General features: G+C 27.4%; 22 protein-coding genes and 3 tRNA genes. 10 read left to right on the forward strand and 15 right to left on the reverse strand.

Annotation, left to right across the window (positions count from 1 at the left end; genetic code table 11):
- The first annotated feature begins 45 nt into the window (after positions 1–45).
- Positions 46–1,323, forward strand: a complete 1,278-nt coding sequence (gene serS / locus BLA33_RS03165) for a serine--tRNA ligase (RefSeq protein WP_029346666.1) — start codon at positions 46–48, stop codon at positions 1,321–1,323.
- Here serS and dusA read toward each other — a convergent pair.
- Positions 1,313–2,320 (reverse strand): tRNA dihydrouridine(20/20a) synthase DusA, encoded by a 1,008-nt coding sequence (dusA, locus tag BLA33_RS03170; protein WP_029346667.1) that lies wholly within the window; start codon positions 2,318–2,320, stop codon positions 1,313–1,315. The genes serS and dusA overlap by 11 nt on opposite strands.
- Positions 2,321–2,390: 70 nt before the next feature.
- Here dusA and BLA33_RS03175 point away from each other — a divergent pair, with 70 nt between their 5' ends.
- The 6 genes from BLA33_RS03175 to BLA33_RS03195 all read left to right on the forward strand — a co-directional run bounded on the left by BLA33_RS03175 (position 2,391) and on the right by BLA33_RS03195 (position 7,566).
- Positions 2,391–2,642, forward strand: a complete 252-nt coding sequence (locus BLA33_RS03175; protein ID WP_029346668.1) for a hypothetical protein — start codon at positions 2,391–2,393, stop codon at positions 2,640–2,642.
- Between the two features lie 78 nt (positions 2,643–2,720).
- Positions 2,721–2,867 carry a hypothetical protein gene (locus BLA33_RS05885; protein ID WP_167542942.1) on the forward strand — a complete coding sequence of 49 codons (147 nt, stop codon included), beginning with the start codon at positions 2,721–2,723 and terminating at the stop codon, positions 2,865–2,867.
- Positions 2,868–3,005: 138 nt separating this feature from the next.
- Entirely contained in the window at positions 3,006–3,713 is a 708-nt protein-coding gene (locus BLA33_RS03180; RefSeq protein ID WP_032985565.1) for a 6-phosphogluconolactonase, read from the forward strand.
- On the forward strand, positions 3,700–4,917 hold the full coding sequence (locus BLA33_RS03185; protein ID WP_029346669.1) for a flagellar motor switch protein FliG: 1,218 nt from the start codon (positions 3,700–3,702) through the stop codon (positions 4,915–4,917). Before BLA33_RS03180 ends, BLA33_RS03185 begins: the two co-directional genes overlap by 14 nt.
- Positions 4,917–6,701 carry an alanine--tRNA ligase gene (locus BLA33_RS03190; protein WP_075226460.1) on the forward strand — a complete coding sequence of 595 codons (1,785 nt, stop codon included), beginning with the start codon at positions 4,917–4,919 and terminating at the stop codon, positions 6,699–6,701. Before BLA33_RS03185 ends, BLA33_RS03190 begins: the two co-directional genes overlap by 1 nt.
- Before the next feature lie 43 nt (positions 6,702–6,744).
- Positions 6,745–7,566, forward strand: a complete 822-nt coding sequence (locus tag BLA33_RS03195; RefSeq protein ID WP_075226462.1) for a ZIP family metal transporter — start codon at positions 6,745–6,747, stop codon at positions 7,564–7,566.
- A gap of 2 nt (positions 7,567–7,568) precedes the next feature.
- Here the strand turns inward: BLA33_RS03195 and pstB are convergent, their stop codons facing one another.
- From pstB to BLA33_RS03215, 4 genes are all read right to left on the reverse strand, one after another.
- Positions 7,569–8,351, reverse strand: coding sequence for a phosphate ABC transporter ATP-binding protein PstB (gene pstB, locus BLA33_RS03200; protein WP_004791640.1), 783 nt, complete (start codon positions 8,349–8,351; stop codon positions 7,569–7,571).
- Positions 8,352–9,836, reverse strand: a complete 1,485-nt coding sequence (pstA, locus tag BLA33_RS03205; protein ID WP_088123901.1) for a phosphate ABC transporter permease PstA — start codon at positions 9,834–9,836, stop codon at positions 8,352–8,354. It lies immediately after the preceding gene.
- A 56-nt stretch (positions 9,837–9,892) separates the two neighbouring features.
- Positions 9,893–10,801 carry a phosphate ABC transporter permease subunit PstC gene (gene pstC / locus BLA33_RS03210; protein WP_004791891.1) on the reverse strand — a complete coding sequence of 303 codons (909 nt, stop codon included), beginning with the start codon at positions 10,799–10,801 and terminating at the stop codon, positions 9,893–9,895.
- Positions 10,802–10,890: 89 nt separating this feature from the next.
- On the reverse strand, positions 10,891–11,730 hold the full coding sequence (locus BLA33_RS03215; protein WP_029346670.1) for an extracellular solute-binding protein: 840 nt from the start codon (positions 11,728–11,730) through the stop codon (positions 10,891–10,893).
- Positions 11,731–11,895: 165 nt separating this feature from the next.
- Here BLA33_RS03215 and efp point away from each other — a divergent pair, with 165 nt between their 5' ends.
- On the forward strand, positions 11,896–12,474 hold the full coding sequence (gene efp / locus BLA33_RS03220; protein WP_029346671.1) for an elongation factor P: 579 nt from the start codon (positions 11,896–11,898) through the stop codon (positions 12,472–12,474).
- On the forward strand, positions 12,452–13,114 hold the full coding sequence (locus tag BLA33_RS03225; protein ID WP_075226466.1) for a hypothetical protein: 663 nt from the start codon (positions 12,452–12,454) through the stop codon (positions 13,112–13,114). Before efp ends, BLA33_RS03225 begins: the two co-directional genes overlap by 23 nt.
- A 2-nt stretch (positions 13,115–13,116) precedes the next feature.
- On the opposite strand, the gene BLA33_RS03230 is transcribed toward BLA33_RS03225, so the two are convergent.
- The 7 genes from BLA33_RS03230 to BLA33_RS03260 all read right to left on the reverse strand — a co-directional run bounded on the left by BLA33_RS03230 (position 13,117) and on the right by BLA33_RS03260 (position 22,359).
- Positions 13,117–13,190, reverse strand: a tRNA-Ile gene (locus BLA33_RS03230).
- Between the two features lie 27 nt (positions 13,191–13,217).
- Positions 13,218–14,249 carry a hypothetical protein gene (locus BLA33_RS03235; protein WP_075226468.1) on the reverse strand — a complete coding sequence of 344 codons (1,032 nt, stop codon included), beginning with the start codon at positions 14,247–14,249 and terminating at the stop codon, positions 13,218–13,220.
- 18 nt (positions 14,250–14,267) lie between these two features.
- Positions 14,268–16,103: a DNA mismatch repair endonuclease MutL gene (gene mutL / locus BLA33_RS03240; protein WP_075226470.1), complete on the reverse strand. Its 1,836-nt coding sequence runs from the start codon at positions 16,101–16,103 to the stop codon at positions 14,268–14,270.
- Between the two features lie 6 nt (positions 16,104–16,109).
- Positions 16,110–19,001: a tetratricopeptide repeat protein gene (locus BLA33_RS03245; protein WP_075226472.1), complete on the reverse strand. Its 2,892-nt coding sequence runs from the start codon at positions 18,999–19,001 to the stop codon at positions 16,110–16,112.
- The gene (locus BLA33_RS03250) at positions 18,994–19,761 is read right to left on the reverse strand and encodes a tetratricopeptide repeat protein (RefSeq protein WP_014653448.1); all 768 of its coding nucleotides are present in this window, start codon (positions 19,759–19,761) and stop codon (positions 18,994–18,996) included. The genes BLA33_RS03245 and BLA33_RS03250 overlap by 8 nt, the downstream gene beginning before the upstream one ends.
- 26 nt (positions 19,762–19,787) lie before the next feature.
- Positions 19,788–21,536 (reverse strand): BB_0208 family protein, encoded by a 1,749-nt coding sequence (locus tag BLA33_RS03255; protein WP_029346674.1) that lies wholly within the window; start codon positions 21,534–21,536, stop codon positions 19,788–19,790.
- A complete protein-coding gene (locus BLA33_RS03260) occupies positions 21,523–22,359 on the reverse strand; it encodes a UTP--glucose-1-phosphate uridylyltransferase (protein WP_075226585.1) in 837 nt (278 codons plus the stop codon). The genes BLA33_RS03255 and BLA33_RS03260 overlap by 14 nt, the downstream gene beginning before the upstream one ends.
- A 52-nt stretch (positions 22,360–22,411) precedes the next feature.
- On the opposite strand from BLA33_RS03260, the gene rsmD reads away from it, so the two are divergent.
- Positions 22,412–22,981 carry a 16S rRNA (guanine(966)-N(2))-methyltransferase RsmD gene (rsmD, locus tag BLA33_RS03265; RefSeq protein ID WP_004791767.1) on the forward strand — a complete coding sequence of 190 codons (570 nt, stop codon included), beginning with the start codon at positions 22,412–22,414 and terminating at the stop codon, positions 22,979–22,981.
- Here rsmD and BLA33_RS03270 read toward each other — a convergent pair.
- From BLA33_RS03270 to BLA33_RS03280, 3 genes are all read right to left on the reverse strand, one after another.
- The gene (locus BLA33_RS03270; protein ID WP_075226474.1) at positions 22,959–24,536 is read right to left on the reverse strand and encodes an HD-GYP domain-containing protein; all 1,578 of its coding nucleotides are present in this window, start codon (positions 24,534–24,536) and stop codon (positions 22,959–22,961) included. The genes rsmD and BLA33_RS03270 overlap by 23 nt on opposite strands.
- A 28-nt stretch (positions 24,537–24,564) precedes the next feature.
- A tRNA-Phe gene (locus tag BLA33_RS03275) sits at positions 24,565–24,637 on the reverse strand.
- A 20-nt stretch (positions 24,638–24,657) separates the two neighbouring features.
- Positions 24,658–24,730: transfer RNA gene (locus tag BLA33_RS03280), tRNA-Phe, on the reverse strand.
- Positions 24,731–24,925 lie beyond the last annotated feature (195 nt).

Below are 24,925 nucleotides of genomic sequence, written 5' to 3' on the forward strand. Positions count from 1 at the left end.
AATTTTGTTTAAAAATTTTACTTAAGACATACCTTAGGAGATAAGATGCTTGATTTTAAATTTATTAGAGATAATCTTGATCTTGTTAAGAAAAGTATTAAAGCAAGAGGTCTTGTTTTAGATATTGATAAATTAGTTTATCTTGATGATAAGAGAAAAAAAATAATTACCAAAATTGGTGAGCTTAATGCAAAAAGAAATGAAAATTCCTCTAAAATGCGAAAAAATCTTGACAATGTTTTAAAAAGCTCTTTAATGGAAACCGGGAAAATTTTAAAAAAACAGCTTATTGATTTAGAAGAAGAGCTTAAAAAAATATCTTTTGATTTTGATCTTGAAAATAAGCGAGTGCCTAATATTTTGTCACCTGATGTGCCTATTGGCAATAGTGAGGAAGACAATTTTGAGATAAAAAAAGTGGGTGTTGTTCCAAAATTTGACTTTAAGCCAAAAGATCATTTAGAGCTTGGCAGAGATTTGGATCTTCTAGATTTTGACAGAGCACGTGAGGTTAGTGGGAGTAAATTTTATTATCTTAAAAATGAAGCAGTTTTTTTAGAAATTGCTCTAATTAATTTTTCTTTAAATAAATTAAGAGAAAAAGGTTTTGATGTTTTTATTACCCCTGATATTGCAAGAGAGTTTATAGTTGATGGTATTGGTTTCAATCCTCGTGGGGACGAAAGCAATATTTACAAGATTGAAAGTACAGATAAATACCTTGTAGGCACTTCTGAAATTACGCTTGGTGGTTATTATTATAATAAAATAATAGATCTCACTTTGCCAATAAAAATGGCAGGATTTTCACATTGTTTCCGAAAAGAAGCTGGAGCATATGGGCAGCTTTCAAAAGGCCTTTATAGAGTTCATCAGTTTAGCAAGGTGGAGATGTTTTGTTTTTGTAAGGCAGAAGAATCTCAGATTATTCATGACGAATTTTTAAGTATTCAAGAACAAATTTTTACTGAACTTGAGATTCCTTACAGAGTTTTAAATATTTGTTCTTTTGATCTTGGTTCGCCAGCTTATAAAAAATATGATATTGAAGCATGGATGCCAGGAAGAGATGGTAAGGGCAGCTATGGAGAGGTTACCTCAACGTCAAATTGTACAGATTATCAGTCAAGAAGACTTAAAATTAGATATAAAGATCAAGATGGGCAAAATAAATTTGCGCACATGGTAAATGGAACAGCAATAGCTACAACTAGAGTTATTATTTCTATACTTGAAAACTTTCAAGATCAAAAGGGTGGAGTTAGAATTCCTAAAAGTTTGGTTAAGTATACAGGTTTTGATTACATTCCTTTTAAGAATTAGAATTTAGTATTTTTTCTGGCAATTTTTCCATAGCTTTTAGCAATATTTCATGTTTTTTTAAGTTTTTTGGAAATGGTGCTGTTAAATTTTGTCTAAATTTTCTAGCTCCTTCTTTGGAAAATATTATTCCCATAAGATGTTTAAATAATATATTTATTGACAAATAATTTTCGTATTCTTTAACATATTCTACCATTTGCATCAATATGTCTTTTCTTGTGGGAATTTTATCAGTTTCGCTTAGGAATTCTCTTGAGGCGTTTGCAATAAAGTATGGATTTTCAAAAGCACTTCTTCCTATCATTACAGAATCAACAAAAGATAAGTGTTTTTTGATTTGCTCTGAGTTATTGATTCCTCCGTTTGTTTCAATAAACAAATTTTTATTCTCTTTTTTTAGATTATATACAAATTCATGTCTTAATTTTGGGATATTCCTATTATTTTTAGGAGAAAATCCTTTTAATATTGCAACTCTTGCATGTACAATAAAATTTTTGATACCAAAATCTGAGATTATTTTAACAAAGTTTTTTACCTCAGAGTAACTTTCATTTTTGTAATCACTATTTAAAAGCCTTATGCCTAATCTATGTTTGATTGAAATAGGCTTATTTGTGTTTTCTTTCATTGTTTTTAAAATTTCACCTACTTGATTTGCATTGCTCATTAGACAAGCTCCACAATTTGCATTTTGGATTTTTAGAGATGGACATCCAACATTAAGGTTGTATTCATCAAAATTGAAATGTTTTTCAAGGATTTGAATGGCTTTAAGAGCATCAAATTTACAGTTTGTTGCTATTTGAATTGCAATTGGAGATTCTAATGGTGTTTGCTTTACAACTTTTTTTACATCACCCATAATTATTGATTTTGCAGAAATCATTGGGGTATATAATGTAACTTTTTTTGATAAAAGTCTTATTAAATATCTGAAATGCTCGTCTGTAATGTTTACCATTGGAGCTATTGATATTTTCCGATTCATTAACATTACATAATATGTTAGAATAAACGAGCTAATTTAACAATTATTTGTTCTTATTTTTAGGAGGAATTGTTATATGGTTGGAAGAAAAGATTTATTTTTTTTACTACTTTTCCTGGGATTGTCAATTATAATTTCTTATGGAATAAAAAATGTTAACACTAAGAATGGTAATTATATTACAAAGGGCATAAGCAAAAAAGAAATCCTCTTAATATCTTCGAGTTTGAATTTACAATATGATTTGAATGGTTATATGGGTAATGGCAGCATCAAAGTGAATAATTTAAAATTATCTAAGATAAAAAACTTTTTTATTAAATGTTGATTTGATGAAGATCATATAAAAACAGGATTTATGAATTTTAATGCGTAGAGTTATAAAAACTTTAATTATAGGTACAATATGTATGTTTCTTTAATTGCCAATACAATCGATTTTGATGAAATCAATTGTATAAATTCCAAAATGCTAGCAGATTTAATCAAAAATGCAAAATTATTAGTTTTGGAATTTACAAAATATTCTGGTTTTAAATTAGGTAAAATTTAAAATGCAAATCAAGAATACTTTGAATTTTTTTTTAGTTGACGGAAGCTTTGGCAACCAAAAGCTTTATCCCCAAAAAATATTAAGTATTGTTGCAACCATTTCTTATTATTTAGATTAATATGTATTAGAGGAAATTAAATGGAGTTTTTATATTCTGATGAAGAGAAGTATTTAAAAAATAGATTTTTTGATTTTTTTAATATGAATATAGATAAAGATAAATATACAAGTATTGGAATTTGTGGTGGTAGAAGTATAGGCACCTTTTTAAGTGTTTTTCTTGAACAAAATTTTTCTTTTAGAAGATCACATTTTTTTTTAGTTGATGAACGATGTGTTCCGTTGAATAACGAAAATAGCAATTATAATCTTTTAAATAAAATTTTTTTTTCCAAAATGGTTGATAAAAATTTAATAAGCATTTCCAAATTTCATACTTTTGTTTATAACGAAATAGACGAAACCACAGCTATTCATGACTATAATATTGAATTTAATTCTAGGTTTAATATTTTTGATTTTATTTTAGTTTCAGTTGGCGAGGATGGTCACATTGCATCGCTTTTTCCTTCAAGAAAACTGTTGTTTTCAGATTTAGAAGGTTATCAGTATGAATACAATTCTCCCAAATTTCCTAGTAAAAGAATAAGCTTGACGCCAAAATCTTTGTTTAATGCAAAAGCTATTGTTTTGTTATTTATGGGCGTTGACAAAAAGCGTGCTTTAGAAAATTTTTTAGGTTTTAATAGTTCTGTTAATGAATGTCCAGCTAGACTTCTAAAAGAGCATCCCAATTTATTAGTTCTTACAAATATTAAAAGAGATGAAAGTTATGCAGGATCCTAGGCTTTCCAAGTATAAAAATACTAAAAATTTAAGCAAAAAAACTGTTGAAGAAATTGATACTTTGAGTTTAAATAAAAACTTTTCCGATTCAGAGATTCAAGGTTCTATGCTTAGATCTTGGATAAGTCTTATTAAGGGTAATAAAAATAAAGCATCTGTTGAGTCTAAATCCGATAATATTAATAATTTAAAGCCAGGGTTTATTCGCAAAGAGAGTAAGGTTACAAAGATTGCAAAATATTTTTTGGCTATTGGGCTTGAAAAATCTGCAAAGATTATGTCTGAGCTTGATGATTCGGACATAATCTTAATTACCAGAGAGATTTCAAAGATTAGCTATATTGCTCCAGAAGAAAAAGATCACATTATTAAAGAATTTGAAGAGTTGATAAGAAATGAAAAAAGATATGTTAAGGTTGATGATAACTTTGCTTATGAATTATTAAATAAAACTTTAGGAAAATCTAAAGCAAAATCAATTTATAAAAAAGTTACTGGCAATGATATTTTTATTCCTTTTGATTATTTATCTCAAATTGAGCATGAACAACTTTGGGCATTAGTTAAAGATGAGAATATTAAAACGCTTGTCATATTGTATAATTATTTAAATAAAGATCAAAAAAAGTATGTTTTTTCAATGCTGGAAGAAAAAGATAGAAGAGAGTTTATAAAAGATCTTGCTAAGCCAAGGCAATTGAGCATGGAGACAATAGAGGCAATTTCGAATAAACTTAAAGACAGATTTAAGATGCAAGGGAGGCTTAAGACAGATAAACTTGATGGATCTAAGATACTTGTTGATATTTTAAGCTATATGGATTCTAATGAAGAGAAAAATCTGCTTAATAAGATTAATATGCGGGATTTAAATCCTGTTGTGGATAGTGAAATTCGAGAAAAAATATTTGATATTAATGTAATATTGAGAATCATGGATAATGATTTGCACAATATTTTAAGAGAGTTTACAGATAAAGAGATTGCAATTATTGTTAAAGATAAAACCGATGAGGTTAGAGATAAAATGCTTTCAAATGTTTCAAAAAGACGTAAAGAAATTATTTTAGACGAAGAAGCTTTTTTAGGGAAAATAAGTAAAAAGGATTTAAAAACCATGACATCATCTTTTGTTAATTATATTAAAAATTTGACTTTAAAAGGTGATTTAGTAATATATAGAAAAAATGAGGAATTTATTTAATGACACTTGATAAGTTGCGTAAAAAATATATTGATTTTTTTAAATCAAAAAAACATTTTGAAATAATGGGTAAATCATTGGTTCCCGAAAATGATCCTACAGTTCTTTTTAATACAGCCGGCATGCAGCCTCTTATTCCTTATCTTCTTGGAGAAGTACATCCATCAGGAGATATGCTTGTTAATGTTCAAAAATGTTTGAGAACGGGCGACATTGATGAGGTTGGAGATTTAAGTCATTTAACTTTTTTTGAAATGCTTGGGAATTGGTCTCTTGGAGCTTATTTTAAAGAGTATTCTGTAAAGTGTAGTTTTGAATTTTTAACATCTTCTGACTATTTAAATATTCCAAAAGACAGTCTTTATGTGAGCGTCTTTGAAGGCGATCAAGAGATTCCTCGTGATACAGAGACTGCTAAAGTTTGGGAAAGCTTAGGCATTCCTAAAGATAGAATATATTATCTTTCTAAGGCTCATAATTTCTGGGGGCCTGTTGGATCCAAAGGACCTTGTGGCCCAGATACTGAAATATATGTGGATACTGGAAAGATTAAGTGTTCTCTTGATTGCAATATTACGTGTTCTTGTGGCAAGTATTTTGAAATTTGGAATAATGTTTTTATGCAATACAATAAAGATGAAAATGGTAATTACATAGAATTGGATCGAAAATGTGTCGATACGGGAATGGGGCTTGAGAGGACAATTGCTTTCTTGCAAGGTAAATCTTCAGTTTATGATACAGATGCATTTATGCCTATAATAAAGATAATAGAGGTTATTTCTGGTAAAATTTATGGACAAAAAGAAGACGATGATAGATATATTAGAATAATTTCTGATCATGTTAAAGCGGCTTGTTTTATTCTTGCTGACAGCTCTGCTGTTTCCCCCTCCAATTTGGGCCAAGGATATGTTTTAAGAAGACTAATAAGACGATCGATTAGATATGCAAAAAAGCTTGGAATAAAATCTCATTTTTTAGCTGATCTTGTTGATTCTGTAGAGGCTATTTATGGATCTTTTTATAATGAGTTAACAGAAAAAAAAGATTTTATCAAAAAGGAATTGAGCACAGAAGAAGAAAAGTTTTTTAAAACTTTATTTCAAGGCGAACAAGAATTTATTAAAATAACGAGAAATTTATCTTCTAAGACTATTCCTGGCGATATTGCTTTTAAACTCTACGATACTTATGGTTTTCCATATGAAGTAACAGAAGAGCTTGCTTTTGAATATGGCTTTAATATTGATAAGTTAGGTTTTGATGAATATTTTAAAAAGCATCAAAAGGCTTCAAAGAAAGGGAGTGACAAAGTCTTTAAAGGAGGGCTTGCTGATTATACTTATGAGACTACTAAGTTACATACAGCTACTCATTTGCTTCACAAAGCGCTTCAATTAGTACTAGGTGATCATGTCAGGCAAAAAGGAAGCAATATTACTGCTGAGCGATTAAGGTTTGATTTTGTTCATTCTGAAAGGATGACAGATGATGAGATAAAAAAAGTTGAAGAGATTGTTAATTTACAGATAAAAAATTCTTTATCTGTAAAAAAATCTATAATGGAATTAAGTGAAGCTCAAAAAAAAGGTGCTATGGCTCTTTTTGGAGAAAAATATGATAATTTGGTGAGCGTTTATGAGATAGATGGATTTTCACTTGAAGTTTGTGGAGGTCCTCATGTAGAGAATACCAATGAACTTGGTACTTTTAAAATACAAAAAGAACAATCCTCATCTTCGGGTATAAGAAGAATAAAAGCTATTTTGATTGATGAATAAAATTATTTGTTGATTTAGTTGATTTATTTTAATAGGAGGCTTTATGATAAAATCAATTTTGGATTATTTGTTGACTTTGCATCCTGTATTATTAGGACTTTTAGGTTCTACTTTCACCTGGTTTACTACAGCTTTTGGAGCAGGAGCAGTTTTTTTCTTTAGAAAGGTAGATAATAAAGTAATGGACGCTATGCTTGGTTTCTCAGCGGGTATTATGATAGCGGCCAGTTTTTTTTCGCTTATTCAGCCAGCTATAGAAAGAGCTGAAGAGCTTGGATACATTACTTGGATACCAGCAGTTTTTGGATTTCTTGTTGGAGCATTTTTTATATATATTGTAGATGTATTTGTTCCAGATCTTGACAAGCTTACTTTTATTGATGAAGATTTAACTAAACACGGAAAAAAAGATTTTTTACTATTTACTGCTGTTACTTTGCACAATTTTCCAGAAGGATTAGCTGTTGGTGTTGCTTTTGGAGCCTTGGCGTCTAATCCAGATATTCAAACTTTAGTTGGAGCTATGCTTCTTACGCTTGGTATTGGTATTCAAAATATTCCCGAAGGAGCAGCTATTTCTCTTCCCTTAAGAAGAGGTAATGTTGATTTGATAAAATGCTTTAATTATGGTCAAATGTCAGGATTGGTGGAAATTGTAGGGGGTCTTATGGGTGCTTATGCAGTTTATTCTTTTACTCGAATTTTACCCTTTGCTTTGGCTTTTTCAGCAGGAGCTATGATTTATGTGTCTATTGAGCAATTAATACCTGAAGCCAAGAGAAAAGATATTGACAATAAAGTGCCAAGTATATTTGGTGTTATTGGTTTTACATTAATGATGTTTCTTGATGTTTCATTGGGTTGAATTTATCCAAATTTACCACTGATATATTCTTCAGTTTTGGTATTTTTAGGATTAAAGAATAGTTCATCAGTTGGACTTTCTTCTTCAATGCATCCATTAAGGAAAAATGCGGTTCTATCAGATATTCTTCCTGCTTGTTGCATGTTGTGAGTTACAATGATTATTGTGTAACTTTCTTTTAAGTTTATTATTAGTTCTTCAATTTTGCCTGTTGATATTGGATCGAGTGCGGAGGTAGGTTCATCCATTAGTATTACATTTGGTTCTATTGCAAGAGTTCTTGCAATACAGAGTCTTTGTTGTTGACCCCCTGACAAACTTAAGGCATTTGTATTAAGTTTGTCTTTGACCTCGTCCCAGAGTGCAGATTTTTTTAGTGATTGTTCTACTATTTCATCTAGTTTTTTTTTATCTTTTGTTCCGTGAATCTTAGGACCATAGCTTATATTGTCGTAGATAGACATTAAAAATGGGTTAGGAGTTTGGAATACCATTCCTATTTTTCTTCTAAGCTCCAGGATATCGAAATTATTTGAATAAATGTTCTTCCCCTCATATATTACATTACCTTCTATTTTAATGCCTTCAACAAGGTCATTCATTCTGTTGAGAGTTCTTAAGAATGTTGATTTGCCACAGCCAGATGGGCCTATTAAAGCGGTAATACTATTTTTTAGTATTTTAATATTTATTTCGTTCAAAGCCTTAAAGTCTGTATAAAATAGATTTAAATTTTCTGTTTCTATTATAATTTCATTTTTTGGTTTTTCTTTTTCTTTTACCACTTATTTAATCCTATATAATTTATTTATTAAAAATTTTGATGTTAAATTTATTATGAGCACCATTATTACAAGTATTGAAGCTGTTCCAAATCCTTTGTCCAGATGTCCTTCTTGAAATAACATCAGTAAGTGCACAGTCAATGTTCTTGATGGTTCATTTAAATTTGTTGCAAGCCCCAAGTTTGTTCCCATTGTAAAAAGCAATACAGCTGTTTCTCCTAAAGCTCTTCCTATTGCAAGAACTATTCCTGTTAGTATGCCAGGAATAGCTGCTGGAACCATAATTTTAATTATAGTTTCTGTTTTGTTTGCCCCTAAGGCAAATGAAGCATATTTGTATGATTTTGGGATTGTTTTAAATGTTTCTTCGGTTGTTTTAACAATCATTGGCAATATCATTAGGGAGCTTGTTATTGCTCCTGAAAGTATTCCCATTCCAAAAATTGGCACAAAAAATATCAGTCCAAAAAGTCCAAAAATTATTGCAGGAATTGAAGACAGAATGTCAACACTCATAGATAGTATTTTGTAAAATATTTTGTTAGAAGTGTATTCGGCAAGCATTATGCCAGTTCCTATTCCAATGCATATTGAAATAGCAGTTGTTAGTAATATTACATAAAAAGTATTTAAGATTAAGTAAGAAATTCCACCATATGTACCAGAATCTCTTGGAATAGATAATATGAAATTTAAATTTAAAGGACTACTTTTGTCAAAGTAGTGCATTTTAATAAAGGGCGCTTTAATATTTTGAAAATAATGCCAAGGGACAATTGCTAGTGAGCCTTCTGTTTTTTCTATAGTTTGTATTATTTTTTCTTTTTGATCAAGATATTTTATTATTTTTAATTTAATATCCTTTGATATTAAATTAACCCATGTTTCTTTACCTTTAATAAGTTTTTCAACCTCATCAACACCTAGTGTATTGATTATTTCATTTTCATTTTTTGTTAAAGTTTTTTTACTTATTAGGACAGACATAGTTTTTATTTTTAAAGCTTTAATATTGGGATATAACTTAAAATCTAGAGATTCGAATTCTTCTTTTGTTAAATAACTTATAGAGCCTATTGTGCTATTTATAGCTTTAAGTACTTTTTTGATAGATGGTTCTATTTTTATGTATCTTTTATTAAATTCATTGTTTTTGATTAATGTTCTTAGAATAGCTTTGTTAGATGGACTGTTAAGTGAATTGGCAATAGGTATAATATCGATTCCTTGATCTGAAATGCTTCCCCAGTGTGAAATTTTATTATTATATATGTTGTAAATGTCTTCTGTTGAGATTTTATCTACATTGATATTTTTGTTAATAATAAAAGCAATTTGTATTTCTTTGTCGTCTTCTGTTTTAAATGGCACAAATATTTGAGTTTTGTTTAAAAATAAAGTTTGTTTTTTTTTGAAATAAAACAAAGAGTTGTATAATATATACGCTATTAGAAAAATTAATAGTGCTGTTAAAAAATATGCAATAAAATTGATTATAAAGAAATAAAACTTGTTAATCAATTTATTTATTTGAGTTTTGGTCACTTTTTCTTTAACCCTTTATTTGAAGATAGTATAAAATTTTTGAGTAAATTTGTAATTATTGAAAATAGCAATAATACTAGAGCTGTAGAGAAGAGAGCTTCTCTGTGGGTACCTGAAGCGTATCCCATGTCCATAGCAATATTTACAGTTAGTGTTCTAATGGGCGAAAATACATTTTTTATAAAAAGAGGAGAGCCTCCTCCAACCATTAATACTGCTACTGTTTCTCCAATAGCTCTTCCTATTGCTAATATTGTTCCTGCTAAAATGCCTCGACTAGCTGATGGTATTATTACCTTATATATTGTTTGCCAGTCTGTTGCTGCTAATGCAAGAGATGCAAATTTATAAGATTTGGGAACAGCTTTAAGTGATGAATAGCAAACGCTAATTATTGTGGGAACTATCATTATGCTTAATATGAGTGATGAGCTTATTAAATTGTATCCTAGATTGTCTTCTCTTTGAAAAATGTTTTTTATTAAAGTAGCAATAAATGTGCTTCCAAAAAATCCGTAAACTACACTAGGAATTCCTGCTAGAAGCTCTATTACTGTTTGTAAAAATTGTCTATAAAATCCTTTTGCTTTTTCAAGTAAATATATTGCAAATCCCAATCCAATTGGTAAAGCTATTAAAATAGAAAAAAGTGTAGTTAAAAAGGAATTAATAATGAATGCTAAGATACCATAAGATTTTTGTAGATTGTTGGTAGGATCCCAATTCGTGCTAAATAAAAAGTTGAAAATTTTAATTTTGCTATTAATAAACGGCGTTATTCCGGTTTTTAATATAAATACACCTAAAAAAAATATTGATAGAGAGCTTATTATTGCGGATATAAGAATAAAAGATTTGAAAATAATTCCAACTATCTTTCTTTTTGCCTTTAAGCTTAGATACATTTTTTAAAAGAATCCCTTAAAGCTCATGTTAGTGTTAAATTGTATTACTTGACTTAATATTAAGTCAAGTAATTTCCCCTTTAATTTAATTATGTTTTTATCCCTAAAAAGCCTTGTTCTTCAACGATATCTTGTCCGATTGAGCTTGTCATAAAATCAATAAATTGAGTTATGCTTTTATCCTCGTATTTGTTATTTGTAACTATTGTTAAATTTCTTTTAATGGTGTATTTATTACTATTTATTGTTTCTTTTGTAGGGTATGTGCTATTGATAGAAAGTATATTTAAGCCCTTTTCTATTGAATTTTTTGCATATCCAAGACCTATATAGCCTATTGAGTATGGAGTAAGGCTTGTTTTTTCAATTACCTCTCCATTAGATTTTACTACTATTCCGTCTTGTCTAAATTGAGATTCTTCGTGAGTTTTAAATATTTTATTAAGAAGTAGATCTTTTATAGACGAATAAGAACCAGAGGAAGAGTCTCGATTAATAAAGTTGATTTTAGCATCAGGGCCTCCCACTTGTTTCCAATTTTGAATTTTTCCATTTAGTATTTTAGCTAGATTTTCTTCTGTAATATTTGTAATCTTTATTTCAGGGCTTGTGATGAAAATTAAAGCATCATAAGCAAATACAGTTTCTTTTGCTCCTTGTTCAATTTCCTCTTTTGTTAAATCTCTTGATGATATTGCTATTTTATATATTTTGTTAAATAGTCCGTTTATGCCAACACTACTTCCTTGTGCATCGTATGTTACTTTAGTATTATTGTTTATTTTATTATATTTTAAAATCATTTCGTCTAGTATCGGGCTTACAGTTGTAGATCCCCCAATTGATACAATTTTTTCATTGTCCTGATTTTTACAGTTGCATAATAAACTTACTGATAACATAAAAATTAAGATAACAAATTTTTTCATCAAGTAAACTCCTTTGTTTAAGTATATAATAGCATTAATTTAAAATAAGTCAATTATAAATTAACTTTATTGATTAAGTTATAATTGGGGAATAATAGCAAATATTTTAATTTTTTGGTATAAATTACTACTAGATTTATATGTTAAGTTTTGAGAGGTATTTAAATGGCGGTAGTAAAATCTAGTGAAATTGAAAAAGGTTCTTTTTTACTTATTAAAGGAACTCCTCATATTGTTCTTGAAAGAGAATTTTCAAAAACAGGTAGGGGAGGGGCAATAGTAAGGTTAAAGCTTAAGAACTTAAAAAACAAATTTGTCATTAGAGAAACTTTAAAAGGGGCAGATACCGCAGAAGCGATTGAAATTTACGAGGTTAGTGCCCAGTATTTATACAAAGATAAAGATGTTTTGGTTTTTATGGATTTAGAAACTTATGATCAAGTTAGTTTGGACTTAAAGGAAAGTGCCAATTTCCAAGATAAGGTGCTTTTTTTACAGGAGTCTGAAACCTATTCTCTCATAATGTTTGACAATGTGGTTATTGATATTAAGTTAGCTCCAAAGATTGCTTTTGAAGTTGTAGAGGTTGAGGCAGCTGTTAAAGGTGACACTGTAACAAATGCAATGAAAAATATTACTCTTAATACAGGGCTTGTAATAAAAGCGCCGCTTTTTATTAATGTTGGAGATAAAGTTTTAGTTAATTCTGAAACTAAAGAGTATGCAGAGCGGATTAAAAGTTAAATTAATATTGTTTTTTTGTTATGTTGTTTGTTCTTGCGAAATAAATTATCCAGAGATAAAAGAAGTTGATTATAAGGTAAATTATTATTTTACCGAGAATCGTTTAGATTATTCTATGAGTTTTGATTTTGCAATTAAAGTTCTAAATCCAAAAGATGTTTTTAAATTATCAATAGAGAATAAAGACACCAGTGAGTTTATTCAGGTAATTAATAGCAATCATAGCTCTTTTTTTATTGATTCTATTCTTGGCAAGGATATTCTATATTGTAGGGATTTGAGGTTTAATTTTTTTGATGAAACTTTTGAAGATTTTACCTCATGTGTTCGTCTTTTCGATAAGGGCATGAGGGTGTACAGTAGAGAGCTTGTTATTTCTTTAGGTATGTCAAAATATGATTTAGATGATGTTCACAATTATGTATATAAGTCTAAAGATATGGCAATGTTAAATAAGTTAAGTAATTCTAAAGTATTTTTTGTTAAAACCTTTAAAGATAAGGTATATTCTGTTTCTTCAGTTGTTAGAATTGATTCAATAGATGCTTTAGAGATTGATAAAACATTGGATAATTACATAAGTTTTTATTATGTCGAAAAAAATTCAAATCTTTTTTTTAAGGTCAATTTGAAAGATTAAATTGGGCCCACCAGGACTTGAACCTGGGACCTACCGATTATGAGTCGGGTGCTCTAACCAACTGAGCTATGGGCCCTAAGCTTTAATTTATTATATTTATTTTTTATTCATTGTCAAGTTCATTTTGAATAACCTCTATTTTAGAAGTTAATGCATCTAATTTGTTGTTAATTTTATCTTTTTCTTTTGTTAGGACTTGCATTTTTTTTTGAATGTTTTTTATTTCTTCCTGTTTTGTTATTTTAATTAAATCATTGCTTAAGTTTAATATTTTTTGGCTTGTTTTTTCTATTTTTTGGATTGCTGCGCTAATTGTATTGGTTTTGGCTTGGGTTTTTTCTTTTTTTGTGGTTTCAATAAATTCTTCAGCGATTTTTTTTAAAATATTTTCTTTGTTTTTTACAATAGCATTGATTTCGTTTTTTATTTGATTCTTTTTGTATATTTTTTCTTTTTTACTTCTATATATTATTTGTTGTATTTCTTCTTTTATGTTTTTTATATTTGTTTTGATTTCATTTATTATTTTAAATTCTTTAATAATTACATTGTTTAATTTTTTATTTAATGAAAATTCATTTATTATGCTTTCAAAGTTTTCAGAAAGGTAATATTTTATGAATACTTGTTTTTCAAATTCTTTTGATATTTTACATACATTTATCATGTTTATAGTATTGTTTATTACTGAGTTGACTTTAAGTATTATCCTTTTTAAAGGATTTTTTGTTTTATCACTTACTAATTCTATTTTTTTATATTTTTCAAGTTTCAATTTAGAAAAATCCATATTGTATTTTGATATTAATTCTAGATTTTGAGGATAAATTTCGATTATTGTTTTAGCAATTTCTTTAAGTTTTTTTTCATATGATTTGTTAATAGATTTATATTCTGTTTTAAGAATATAAATCTTTTTGTTTAAATTTTTTAATATGTTTTCATTTTCTTCCGATTTGCTTAAATTGCTTTTCATTTGGCACAATTCTTTTTCTGCTAATTTTAGATTAGGGTAGTGGTTTAAGTTTTTTAATTCTAGTATATTATTATTTTTTAATATTTTCCCAAGTTCAATTAAACTTTTTTCTTTTTCTACCTTTAACAAGCTGATTTCGGATTTGATTTTTTTTATCATGGGAACTCTGATTTCATTTTATGCTCTGGCAACTTTTTTTTCAAGCTCAAATTTAGATATTTTGTAATAAATTTTTCGTCCATGAGGACAATGTTTTATTTCTAGTTTGAAAAACTCATCTATTAAAAATTTGCTAAATTCAAGGCTTAATATGTCATTTGTTTTAACAGCCTTTCTACAGGCAATAGTTGCATATAAATCAGATTCAAGAGAATTTATTGTTCTACTTTTTCTTGATTGAAAAAAATTAATAAGAGTATTTTCATATTGATTGCAAATATTAGGAATAGATTCAAGTTGATATTTTTTAGGGCCTATTTTAGAGATTATAATGTCCATTTTTTTGTATTCTTCGATTTCACTATCTATAATTTCTTCTATGTTTTTATCAACTATTGTGAATTCAATTGGTATTAGAAGCTTTTGAACAGTTTTTTTTGAATTTCTAAGTTTTTCATATATTATTTTTTCATGAACTGCGTGTTGGTCTATGAAGTAAATTTCATTTAATTTTTCAACGATCAAAAATTCAGAGAATACTTGTCCGATATAGTTAAATTTTATTTCTTCTTTTTCATTTTTGTTTTGAGGTTCTTCAAATGCTAAAAAGTCGTCAGAGAAAATGTTTGTAATATTTTCCTTAAATGATGGTCTGTTTTGTATAATTGAATTATATCTTTTAAGGCCAATATCGTTTTGTATTATGTTTTTGCTTAGCTCATTTACAGTATGTTCTGTTTCTAAATTTTTGTTTTGTGTTATATCATATGTGTTAGTTTGATTAAGGTTTTTTGGTTGGTTTATCATTTCTATTAAATTATCATCATCTGTTAATTGTCTTTTTATTACTATTTTGTTGTAGTTATTGATGTCTTTATCGAAAAAATTATTAATATTGTCAGAGATTAGCTTAAATAAAAATGGAAGATTAAAAAATCTTACTTCTTTTTTTTGAGGATGGACATTAAAGTCAATATATTCAGGGTTTATTTCTAAAAATAAATAACATATTGGGAAGTTGCCAGGAGAAATTATTCTACTGTGTCCATTAGTTATTGCTTCTAAGAGATCTTTTTGATCGATAGGTCTTCTGTTAACAAATGTTTTAATATGTCTTTTACTTTTTTTAGAAAAATTAGATGGTGCTAAAAATAATTCTATTTTTATATTTTCATGTTCTTTTTTTAAGACCTTAAATTTATTATTTTCTATTACATTTCCATATACATTTTGTACTCTATCAATTAACGATTCTTTAAAGTAAATTTTTCTTAGTTTTTGATTCAAATTAATTTCGAAATTGATTTCGGGATGGGTTATTATTTTTTCTTCTAAAACTTTTAGACACATTTTTGTTTCAATTGGTTCTTGCTTTAAAAATCTTTTTCTTGCCGGAAAGTTGTGAAATATTTTTGTAACATTAACTATTGTTCCGTTTATGGCAGGTTGTTTTTTAAAGCATTTTTTAATTCCATTTTCTATTTCTATTTGATAGCTTTCATTACCGGTTGTTGAGCTTGTTATTGAAATGTTGGAGCAAATTGCAATACTAGAGAGAGCTTCTCCTCTAAATCCTAGAGTTTCTATTTTTCTTAAATCTTCTTCTGAGGAGATCTTTGAAGTAGTGTGTGGTAAATAGCAGATTTTTAAATCTTCTTTACTTATTCCGCTTCCATTGTCTATTATTAAGATTTTATGAATTCCCCCTTCTTCAAGAAAGACTTCAATTTTAGTAGCTCCAGAATCTATTGAATTGTCTAGCAATTCCCTTAATATTGAACATGGCCTATCTATTGATTCTCCTGCTGCTATTTTTTGAACCAAGTATTTATCTAAGAATCTTATTTTGTTCATTGAAATTTATATTCCTATTATTTTTCTAATATTTTCATTTTTCTTGTAATTTGGAAATTTTTTGACAAGTTCTCTTAATATTTGATCATTATTATTTTCATTATATTCTATTATTCCGAGTGCATGTAGGGCTTCTGGATTGTTTGGTTTTAATTTTGTATATTCCTTTAGAAGGTCTTTAGCTCTTGTGTTATCATTAATTTCAATTAGAGTGGTTGCAAGATTATATTTTGCTTCAATATCTGAATTTTTTATTGCTTTTTCAAAAATTTCAATTGCTTTTTGATAATTTTTTTGTTGTTTGTAAAGTATTCCAAGATTGTTTAAGGCCAATTTATTGTTTTTGTTTATTATCTTTTCAAGAGTTGAGATTGCTTGAGCCTTATTTCCTGATTTTTCATATGCTTTTGCTAGGTTTATGTAGGCTGAAGTATTTTCAGGGTTTTTTTCAATTACTGAGCTGTAAAGTGATATAGCATTTGGGTAATTTTCTTTTTTAAGATTTATAGATGCTTTTAAATATAAATATTCGCTTTTTTCTGGATTTAAATTGATGGCCTTGTTTATTATTTCAAGAGATTCTTCAAGTTTATTGTTTTCAAATTTTGCTATTGATAGGTTATAAATAGCAATTTCGTTAGGTTTTTTTGTATTGTCATTAAAAAAACCTAAATACTCCTCACTTTCTTTGAAGTTGCCTAAGTTGTTTGATACTATTCCAGCTTTTAATGCATAATTGAGTTTTTTGTCGATATTGTAGGCATTTTTAAAACTTGTAAATGCTTGTTGCATGTTGCCATTTTTTTCTTCTGCTATTCCTTTTTGGTAGTAGGCAGTGTCATAATTTTTATCAATTTGTATTGCTTTCTCAAAAGATTCTACTGCTTTTTTGTTTTTATTTAGCATCATTAAAGCTATTCCTTTGTTATTGTGTGCTTTTTTATGCTTTGGATTGAGCCTTATTGTTTGATCAAATGACCCTATTGAGTGTTCATATTTTTTGAGCTTGAATCTAATGATTCCAAGTTTATAGTAATCTTCTTGGGCATTTGTGAGCTTAGCAATTTTTTCATATACATTTTCTACTTTTAGTAAATCCCCATTGTTTTCATAAGCTTGAGCTAAAGTTTTAGAGGCATAAGTGTCATTAGGATTTATTTTCAAGAATTCGTTTAGATCTTTAATGGCTTGTTGCCTGGTTTTTGGGTTTTCAAGATCAGTAGGTTTTATTGAATAGATCTTAGACTTAAGGTCTTCTGATTGCTGTATTTTATTAGCTTGAGCTAAAGTTTTAGAGGCATAAGTGTCATTAGGATTTATTTTCAAGAATTCGTTTAGATCTTTAATGGCTTGTTGCCTGGTTTTTGGGTTTTCAAGATCAGTAGGTTTTATTGAATAGATCTTAGACTTAAGGTCTTCTGATTGCTGTATTTTATTAGCTTGAGCTAAAGTTTTAGAGGCATAAGTGTCATTAGGATTTATTTTCAAGAATTCGTTTAGATCTTTAATGGCTTGTTGCCTGGTTTTTGGGTTTTCAAGATCAGTAGGTTTTATTGAATAGATCTTAGACTTAAGGTCTTCTGATTGCTGTATTTTATTAGCTTGAGCTAAAGTTTTAGAGGCATAAGTGTCATTAGGATTTATTTTCAAGAATTCGTTTAGATCTTTAATGGCTTGTTGCCTGGTTTTTGGGTTTTCAAGATCAGTAGGTTTTATTGAATAGATCTTAGACTTAAGGTTTTCCGATTGTTGGGTTTTCTTGTCTTTTTTATTTAAGTGAAAAATGTCTTTTTTGTAAGGATCTTTTGGTATATTGGGTATATTAATTAAATTTGGTTCAATATCTTTTTTTATTAAGGTTAATAGTAAATTGGAGGCTTCTTTATTTTTTAAACTTTCAATCAGCTCATTTACTTTTTGAAATTTATTGCTTAACCCTTTTTTAATTAATTTTTTTAATCTGTTTTTTCCAAGTGTGACTCTACCGGTATTAATATCGTCTAATATTTCATAGAGCTCTTTTTTTATTAAGTAACTATATGGTCTATTAATTTTCCCTATTATTGTTTGACTGGGCAGAGAAAAATCACTTTCTTTTTTAGAATTTGAAGGAATATCTTTTAAAGATGTGGCATTATCATTTTTTGAATATTTACTATTGTCTAGGTTTTTTAAAATATGCTCTGAATTTTTTTCTTTGGAGTCTTTGGAGAAATTTGAGTTTTGCTTATCATTTTCTATATTTTGAGGGGTTTTTAAAATATTTTCACTATTTGATTTTTCGCTTAAATTTTTTTTTAGTTTTTCCAAATTAAATAAATTTTTTTGATCATTAACGTTTAATTTGGGATTTGGAGATTGTATTGCTTGATCATCTTCTTTTGGTTTTGCATTTTGGTTTACTTTTTCTGGGATTTTGCTTTTTTTAAATTCAGATATGTCTTCATCTTCAATACCAATGTCATTGTTTCTGTCAGCGTAGTTTTCTGTTATTGCGCTGTCTTTAATATATCTATTGTTAAATGCGATATCAAAATTTTCGTTTACATTTGTTTTTGTATTTTCTTGACCCTTGATCTTATCTAGGATTTGATTTGCAGAATCTCTTTGTAATTCGTTTGATTCAAAAGGACTGCTGTTGGCAATTTCTGCTAGTGTATTTGTAAGCATTGCAATGTCTTCATTTTTTGGGTATTTGTCTTGCAGAAGTTTTGCAACAGAATATGCTTTTTTATAATTTCGATCTATTACGCTATTTTTAACTTCGTTTAGCATTATTTCTCGATTTTTGTCATTTAATTTGCTTTGATATATATAGTAACCAAAACCCCCAAATGATAAAATAAGTAAGAAAATTAAAAGCAATAATACCGAAAAATTTGTACGTTTTTTATTCATCTATGTATAACTCCTCTTGCCAATTAAGTTTTTCTAACTCAATTAAAGAATTTGTTTCTAGGTTGTCTTTAAAGTTATCTTTAAGTATTTGATTTTTATCTTCTTTTGCGTATACAATATGCTCGGTTCGCCCCTTTAAACTTTTGTCAAGTTTTTCAAGGTTGATTTTTTCATTTCTTAAATAGCTTATTATAAGTAAAATGCTGTCTTTTTTTTCTGTTTTTGACCTAAGGGTAATAAATTGTGAGTAATCGTGGATAGCCATAGTATATGAGTCCCAAGCCTTTTGATATTCTTTTTCTTTAGATGTTATTTTGCCTTGTTGAACATAAGCATTAGCTCTGTTTAGCAGTGCGCTGTCATAATTGGGTTTGCTTTTAATAGAATTAGAATAATATTTTATTGCTAGAGGATAGTATCCCTCTCCTCTATTAAACATTATGTTACCTAATTCATAATATAATATGTAATCAATCTCACCCCCCACTGCAATTCCATCGAGCAAAGCCCCTTCTGCTTCTGTTAGCTGGTTATTTTCTCTGTATGCTATTGATAAAAAATAATATCCAAGTTGTACTTTTGGATATTTTTTAATAGCATCGCTTAGTGTTTCGATTGCTTGAATGTAATTTTTGTTTTTCATTTCTTCTTTGCCGATTCTAATTAGCCTTTGAGAATATGCCAATTTTGAATTAAATATTAAAATTAAAAATAAAATAAAAATTTTACAATTTTTATTTAATAATAAATAAATCTTCATTTTTTTCCTATTATACTTAATTTAGATTAAATGCCTTTAGATTTCATAAGCTCTTTTTTAAAATTTATTTTTTGCTTCAATTTTGTTTTGAAAAAAGAAATAAATTCTAATAAACTACTTTTTTCATTAGATTTTATCTTTCTATTGTTTTTTAATTCTACCAAATTCTCACAATATATTAAATAGCATATTGCAGGTAATAATTTTTTCTCATTTTCATCTTCTAGTTTTTCAATAAGGTTAAATCTTATATTCTTGAGAATAATTTTTAAAATTCTAGATCTTGTTTTTAGTGATTTTATTAAAAGATATGATTTTTGATAATCTAGTTGGTTGGGATTTATTTTTTGCATTTTTATTATTTTTTTAGGTATTGTAATTTTATTTTCGTCAAGGTAAAGCAGTATATCTGATATAAATTTGAAATGTTTGTTTTCAATATTAGGATAAAAAGATAGAAAATATATAAATATTTGATTTTGTATTTCAAAGGGTTTGGTTTTGAAAAATTCTTTCATGTTTTGACAAAAAAATTTTTTATCCTCATTGTCAGCATAAATGTAGAATGCAATCCATCCATAAGTTTCTATATTCTGAGAATTTTTTTCGACATAGTTAATAATGCTTTTTATGAATGCATTTTTAATGTATTTGTCTTTAAATATGATTGAGCTTTCATAAGGGTTAAAATTTGTTTTATCAAAAGATATGAAAAAATCTTCTGTTTGAAATTTTGCAGTTATAATTTCTTTGATTTTTTCTTTTATGTTAATTAACTTATGTTTTTGAATGTATTCAAGTGCATATATGAAAGATTCCCAATTATTTGATATTTTGTCCTTGAAAAACCAAGTTAAATATTTTTTTGTTATTGTTTTTTCAACTACATATAAATAACGCTTTAATGTGTCTTGAAAATCCTTTGGGCTGTATTGTGTAAAATCACTAAAAAAATAATTAAAGTTAATATTTTTACTCGAACCTTTGTAGAAAATTTCATTAAGACTTAAAGTTTTTATTGCACGTAAATAGTTTAAAATTTCATTATACTTTAGTGCTAAAATTTCTTCTTCCAAGTATTTGTAATATTTTATTAAAATTTTGATAAAAATGTTTTTACTTAAACACCCAACTGGCCAATATGTAAGTATTAGCATCCTTGTTAGTTTTATTAGTCTGCTTTCTTTATTAATTAAGCTTGATTTAAAAATTTTTTGATTTTCCGATTGATTTTTTAAATTTTTATTTAAAATATTTAATATTTTAATTTTATTTTTGTTTCTTACAGCTACTAGAATGTCTATTGTTTGCTCTAAGCTATCAATGTTAATATTGCTAGAAAAATTTAATATAACTTGTTTGTAAATGTCTTTTTTTTCTTGAGAATAATAAGGGTTATTTTGTATTTCAATTAGTTTTAAAAAGATGTTAGATTTTAGTTTATATGTTATTCCTAATTTTTTGGTAATGAAATTAGCTTCTTCGCTTATTTGAGTGAAGTTTTTGTTTTTTACTATTTCTAGTATCCATTTTTTAATTATTTCATTTTGAGTTTTTTTGTAGTAGTATTCTTCAAGCGAAATATTTAATACATTTTTTTCCTTTTCATAATCATTGCTAATTTTTATAAGTTCAATTATTTCGGGCTTTTCTAATTTGTAAAGTTGGGAAGAAATACTGTATTTTAAAGCCTTTTCTTCTATATATTTGATTATGTACTTTTTTAATTTAGCAAGGGAATCATAAAATTCTGAATCCTTTTTAACCGTTTTCATTTATTCCTTTTTTTATAATTTCCATTAAATTTTTATCTTTTTTTGCAAAATTTATTATTGCTTCTAAATAGCCTTCAAGAGTTCCTATATCAATTCTTTTTCCCTTAATGTTTTTATATAATACTTTTTTTTGATCCATAAGTTTTTTTAAAGCATAAATGTGATAGTATTCACCCTTTTGATGTAGTTTAAATCCTTCTTCTAAATGTTCAAAAAACTCATAGTTATACAAAAATCTTCCAATAGATGCTTTATTGCTAGGCTCACTTCCAATTTTTGGTTTTTCAACAATGTTTTTTACATGGATTTCATCTTCATATAGATCTATTACTCCGTATCTGTTTATATTTTCCGGATTTTCCATAATAGATATTATGTTTTTTCCAGTTTTTTCATAAAGTTTGATTAATTGTAAGCTTAATGGTGGATTTCCAATGTGAAGATCGTCAGGGTAAGCTACAATTACAGGCTCTCTATTTATCCAGGGTTTTGCATAAAGCAAAGCATTTCCTGTGCCCAACATTTCTTTTTGCCTTATGAAGCTTATGTTAATTTTTTTGTTTTTGATTTTTTCTAATTCATTTTTTTTATTTTCTTTTAAAAAAATATTTTCAAGTTCAATTTCTCTATCAAAATAATCTTCAAGAACTTTTTTTCGTCTTGAGTTTATTAATAAAATGTCTTTTATTCCTGAATCGATAAATTCTTGGATAATATAATCTATGGCTGGCTTGTTTAAAATTGGCAACATTTCTTTTGGAATTGTTTTTGTTATTGGTAAAAATCTTGTTCCATAGCCAGCTGCTAGAATAATGCCTTTCATACTTTTCTCTCTTGAAATAAGATTATAGCAAAAATTTAACTTTATATATTCAATGTTTTTAAAAATTGTTTTAAAATTTTTATTCATGTATGTAAGTTCTGGTAAATATAAAGGTAGAAAAATTTTATTTCCCAAGACCGGCGCTGTTCGTCCTGTGATGTCTCTTGTCAGAGAAGCCTTTTTTTCTATTATTTTTAAAGATATTATTAACTCAAAATTTTTGGATGTTTTTGCAGGGACTGGCATAATGTCTGTTGAAGCTCTTAGCAGGGGAGCTAGTCTTGCTCATCTTGTTGAATGTAATAAAAAAACTAAAATTACATTAGTGAAAAATTTTAGTTTTGTTGAGGAATTTTATAAATTTTTTTTTCAAAAAGCAGAGGATTTTTTAGGTAAAAAAGATCTTTTTTATGATTTTATTTATCTTGATCCTCCTTTTAATTATCAAAATAAGATTAATTTGCTTGAGATTATTTCAAAAGGTAAAATTTTAAATGATAAAGTTAATATCATTATGCATTGTCCTTTTGGGGAAGATTTGGACATAAATACATCCAAATTTTCAGTTTATAATTTAAAAAGGTATGGGGGATCAAAACTTATTTTTTTGAGAATGTTGTAGACTTTGATTTTCTGTCATAGTTAAAGAGAATGAGTTGAATTTCATTTTTATTTAATTCTGGAATATTGTTTTTTATTATAAAATCGTCCACATTTTTTAATGGATTTTTTTTATAATTTCCATCTGTATCTTTTATTAAAATTTCTTTATTTTCAAGATCTAATATTATTTCTCCTAGTTTGTAAGTTTGGTTTTTTTTGTTTATTATAGATAGATTTGGCATAACACTCATTTTGTATTCAATAACAGCAGCTTCAAAAAGATTTTCATCATTATTTTTTTTGTTTACACTTACTATTTGTCCATAATCAAAAGGTGCAAGTATTGTTAAAAAATTTTCTAGCATCTTAATGTCAAATTTTTTGTTTTTTGCTTGCTCGTTAGGCTCTTTTCTGTTCCAATAGTATTTTCCACTATTTTCTATTAGAAATTTAACAGTCTCTAAAGGGTTGGCGCTTTCTTTTATTATTATTGGATTTACCAACTCATCGTAAGTGTCTATTATGCAAAAAATTCTAACAAGTTCATGAATAAATTTGTTGATTTTTAGTTGTGGATATCCAGTAGCATCAAGATAGTCTTTTTGCCCATTGATTATCATTTTTGTAATAGCTGAAATATCTTCCCTTATTCTAAACAAATTCTTAGCAATGTTAATATTTTTTTCCAAGTATTCTATTTTTAATTTATGCTGTTCTTTTAAATTTTTATCTTTAAGGCTTATTTTATTTCCTATATTTTCTAGTATTGTTATATGCATTAATCCTATTGAGTGTAACAATGACCCTAGTGCGGCTTGCAGTATCATGTCTTCTGAGTAGAAAAATTCTGTAAATTCGGTATATTCAGTTTTATCAAGAAAAAATTTCATGGTTGAACGGGGTGCATTTTTCAAAGATCTTGTTTTATTCAAATTTGCAATTGTAATTAGAAAATAAATTGTTGTGTCGACTGAATGTAGCAGTATTGAATCGCCTTCTGTTTTGACTTTTCCTTTAAAAAATTCATAATCTCTTCTAGCAGAATATAAATATAATTTTTTTAAAGTTTTTTTATCTTTAAGGTTTTCTTTTGTTCTAAGCTTTTGAACATCAAAATAATGATATATTTCTAATAAAATTTTTTGCAAAGATGTTATTTTATGCCTTGGAAGTATTTTAAAGCTTCCTTCTAATATTTCTTTCCAATAAATTTGATTGGGTTCAACCTCCATTAATGTATTTATTTTCATGAGTGGTTTTTTACCTTTGGTAAAAAATATTGGGTCATCTTCCTTAAAGGGTTTATATACGTCTTTTAGATTATCTATTAGCTTTTCTCTTAAATAACTAAGATCATTATTCAAAATTTCTTCATTTATTTTTTTTATCAGGTCTTCATATGACACATCTTCTTCTTTTTTAAGTACAGGAATGTAGGGTGTATTCCCTTTATTAAGTATTTTAATAATTTTTTCATTTACTCTTGTGCCAAGTTTTGATAAATTTCCTATTCTTGCAAAAATTACGTCTTGTTGATTTAGATCTTTTATTTGCTTTATTTTTTTAAGTATCATTTTGAGATCCTTTAAATCTTTAAATAAATGTCGCCGAGGAGAATCGAACTCCTGACACAAGGATTTTCAGTCCTATGCTCTACCAACTGAGCTACAGCGACAACTGTAATTTAAATTAACATGCTGCCGAGGAGAATCGAACTCCTGACACAAGGATTTTCAGTCCTATGCTCTACCAACTGAGCTACAGCAGCGTTTTTATTCTAATACCTTAATTTTTTCATAAGTATATATGTTTGTCAACTCTTTTCAAATTTTAGCTTTTGAGTGTAGTGTTTAAAAAAAAAAGATTTATAGCTTCTTTGGACTTTTAAATAAGCAATTTTAAGAATTTAATTAATCTTTTAAAGTTAGAAACAATATTTTCTTGGAGATTTTTAAATGGTTTT

Source organism: Borreliella garinii, assembly GCF_001922545.1.
Lineage (GTDB): Bacteria > Spirochaetota > Spirochaetia > Borreliales > Borreliaceae > Borreliella > Borreliella garinii.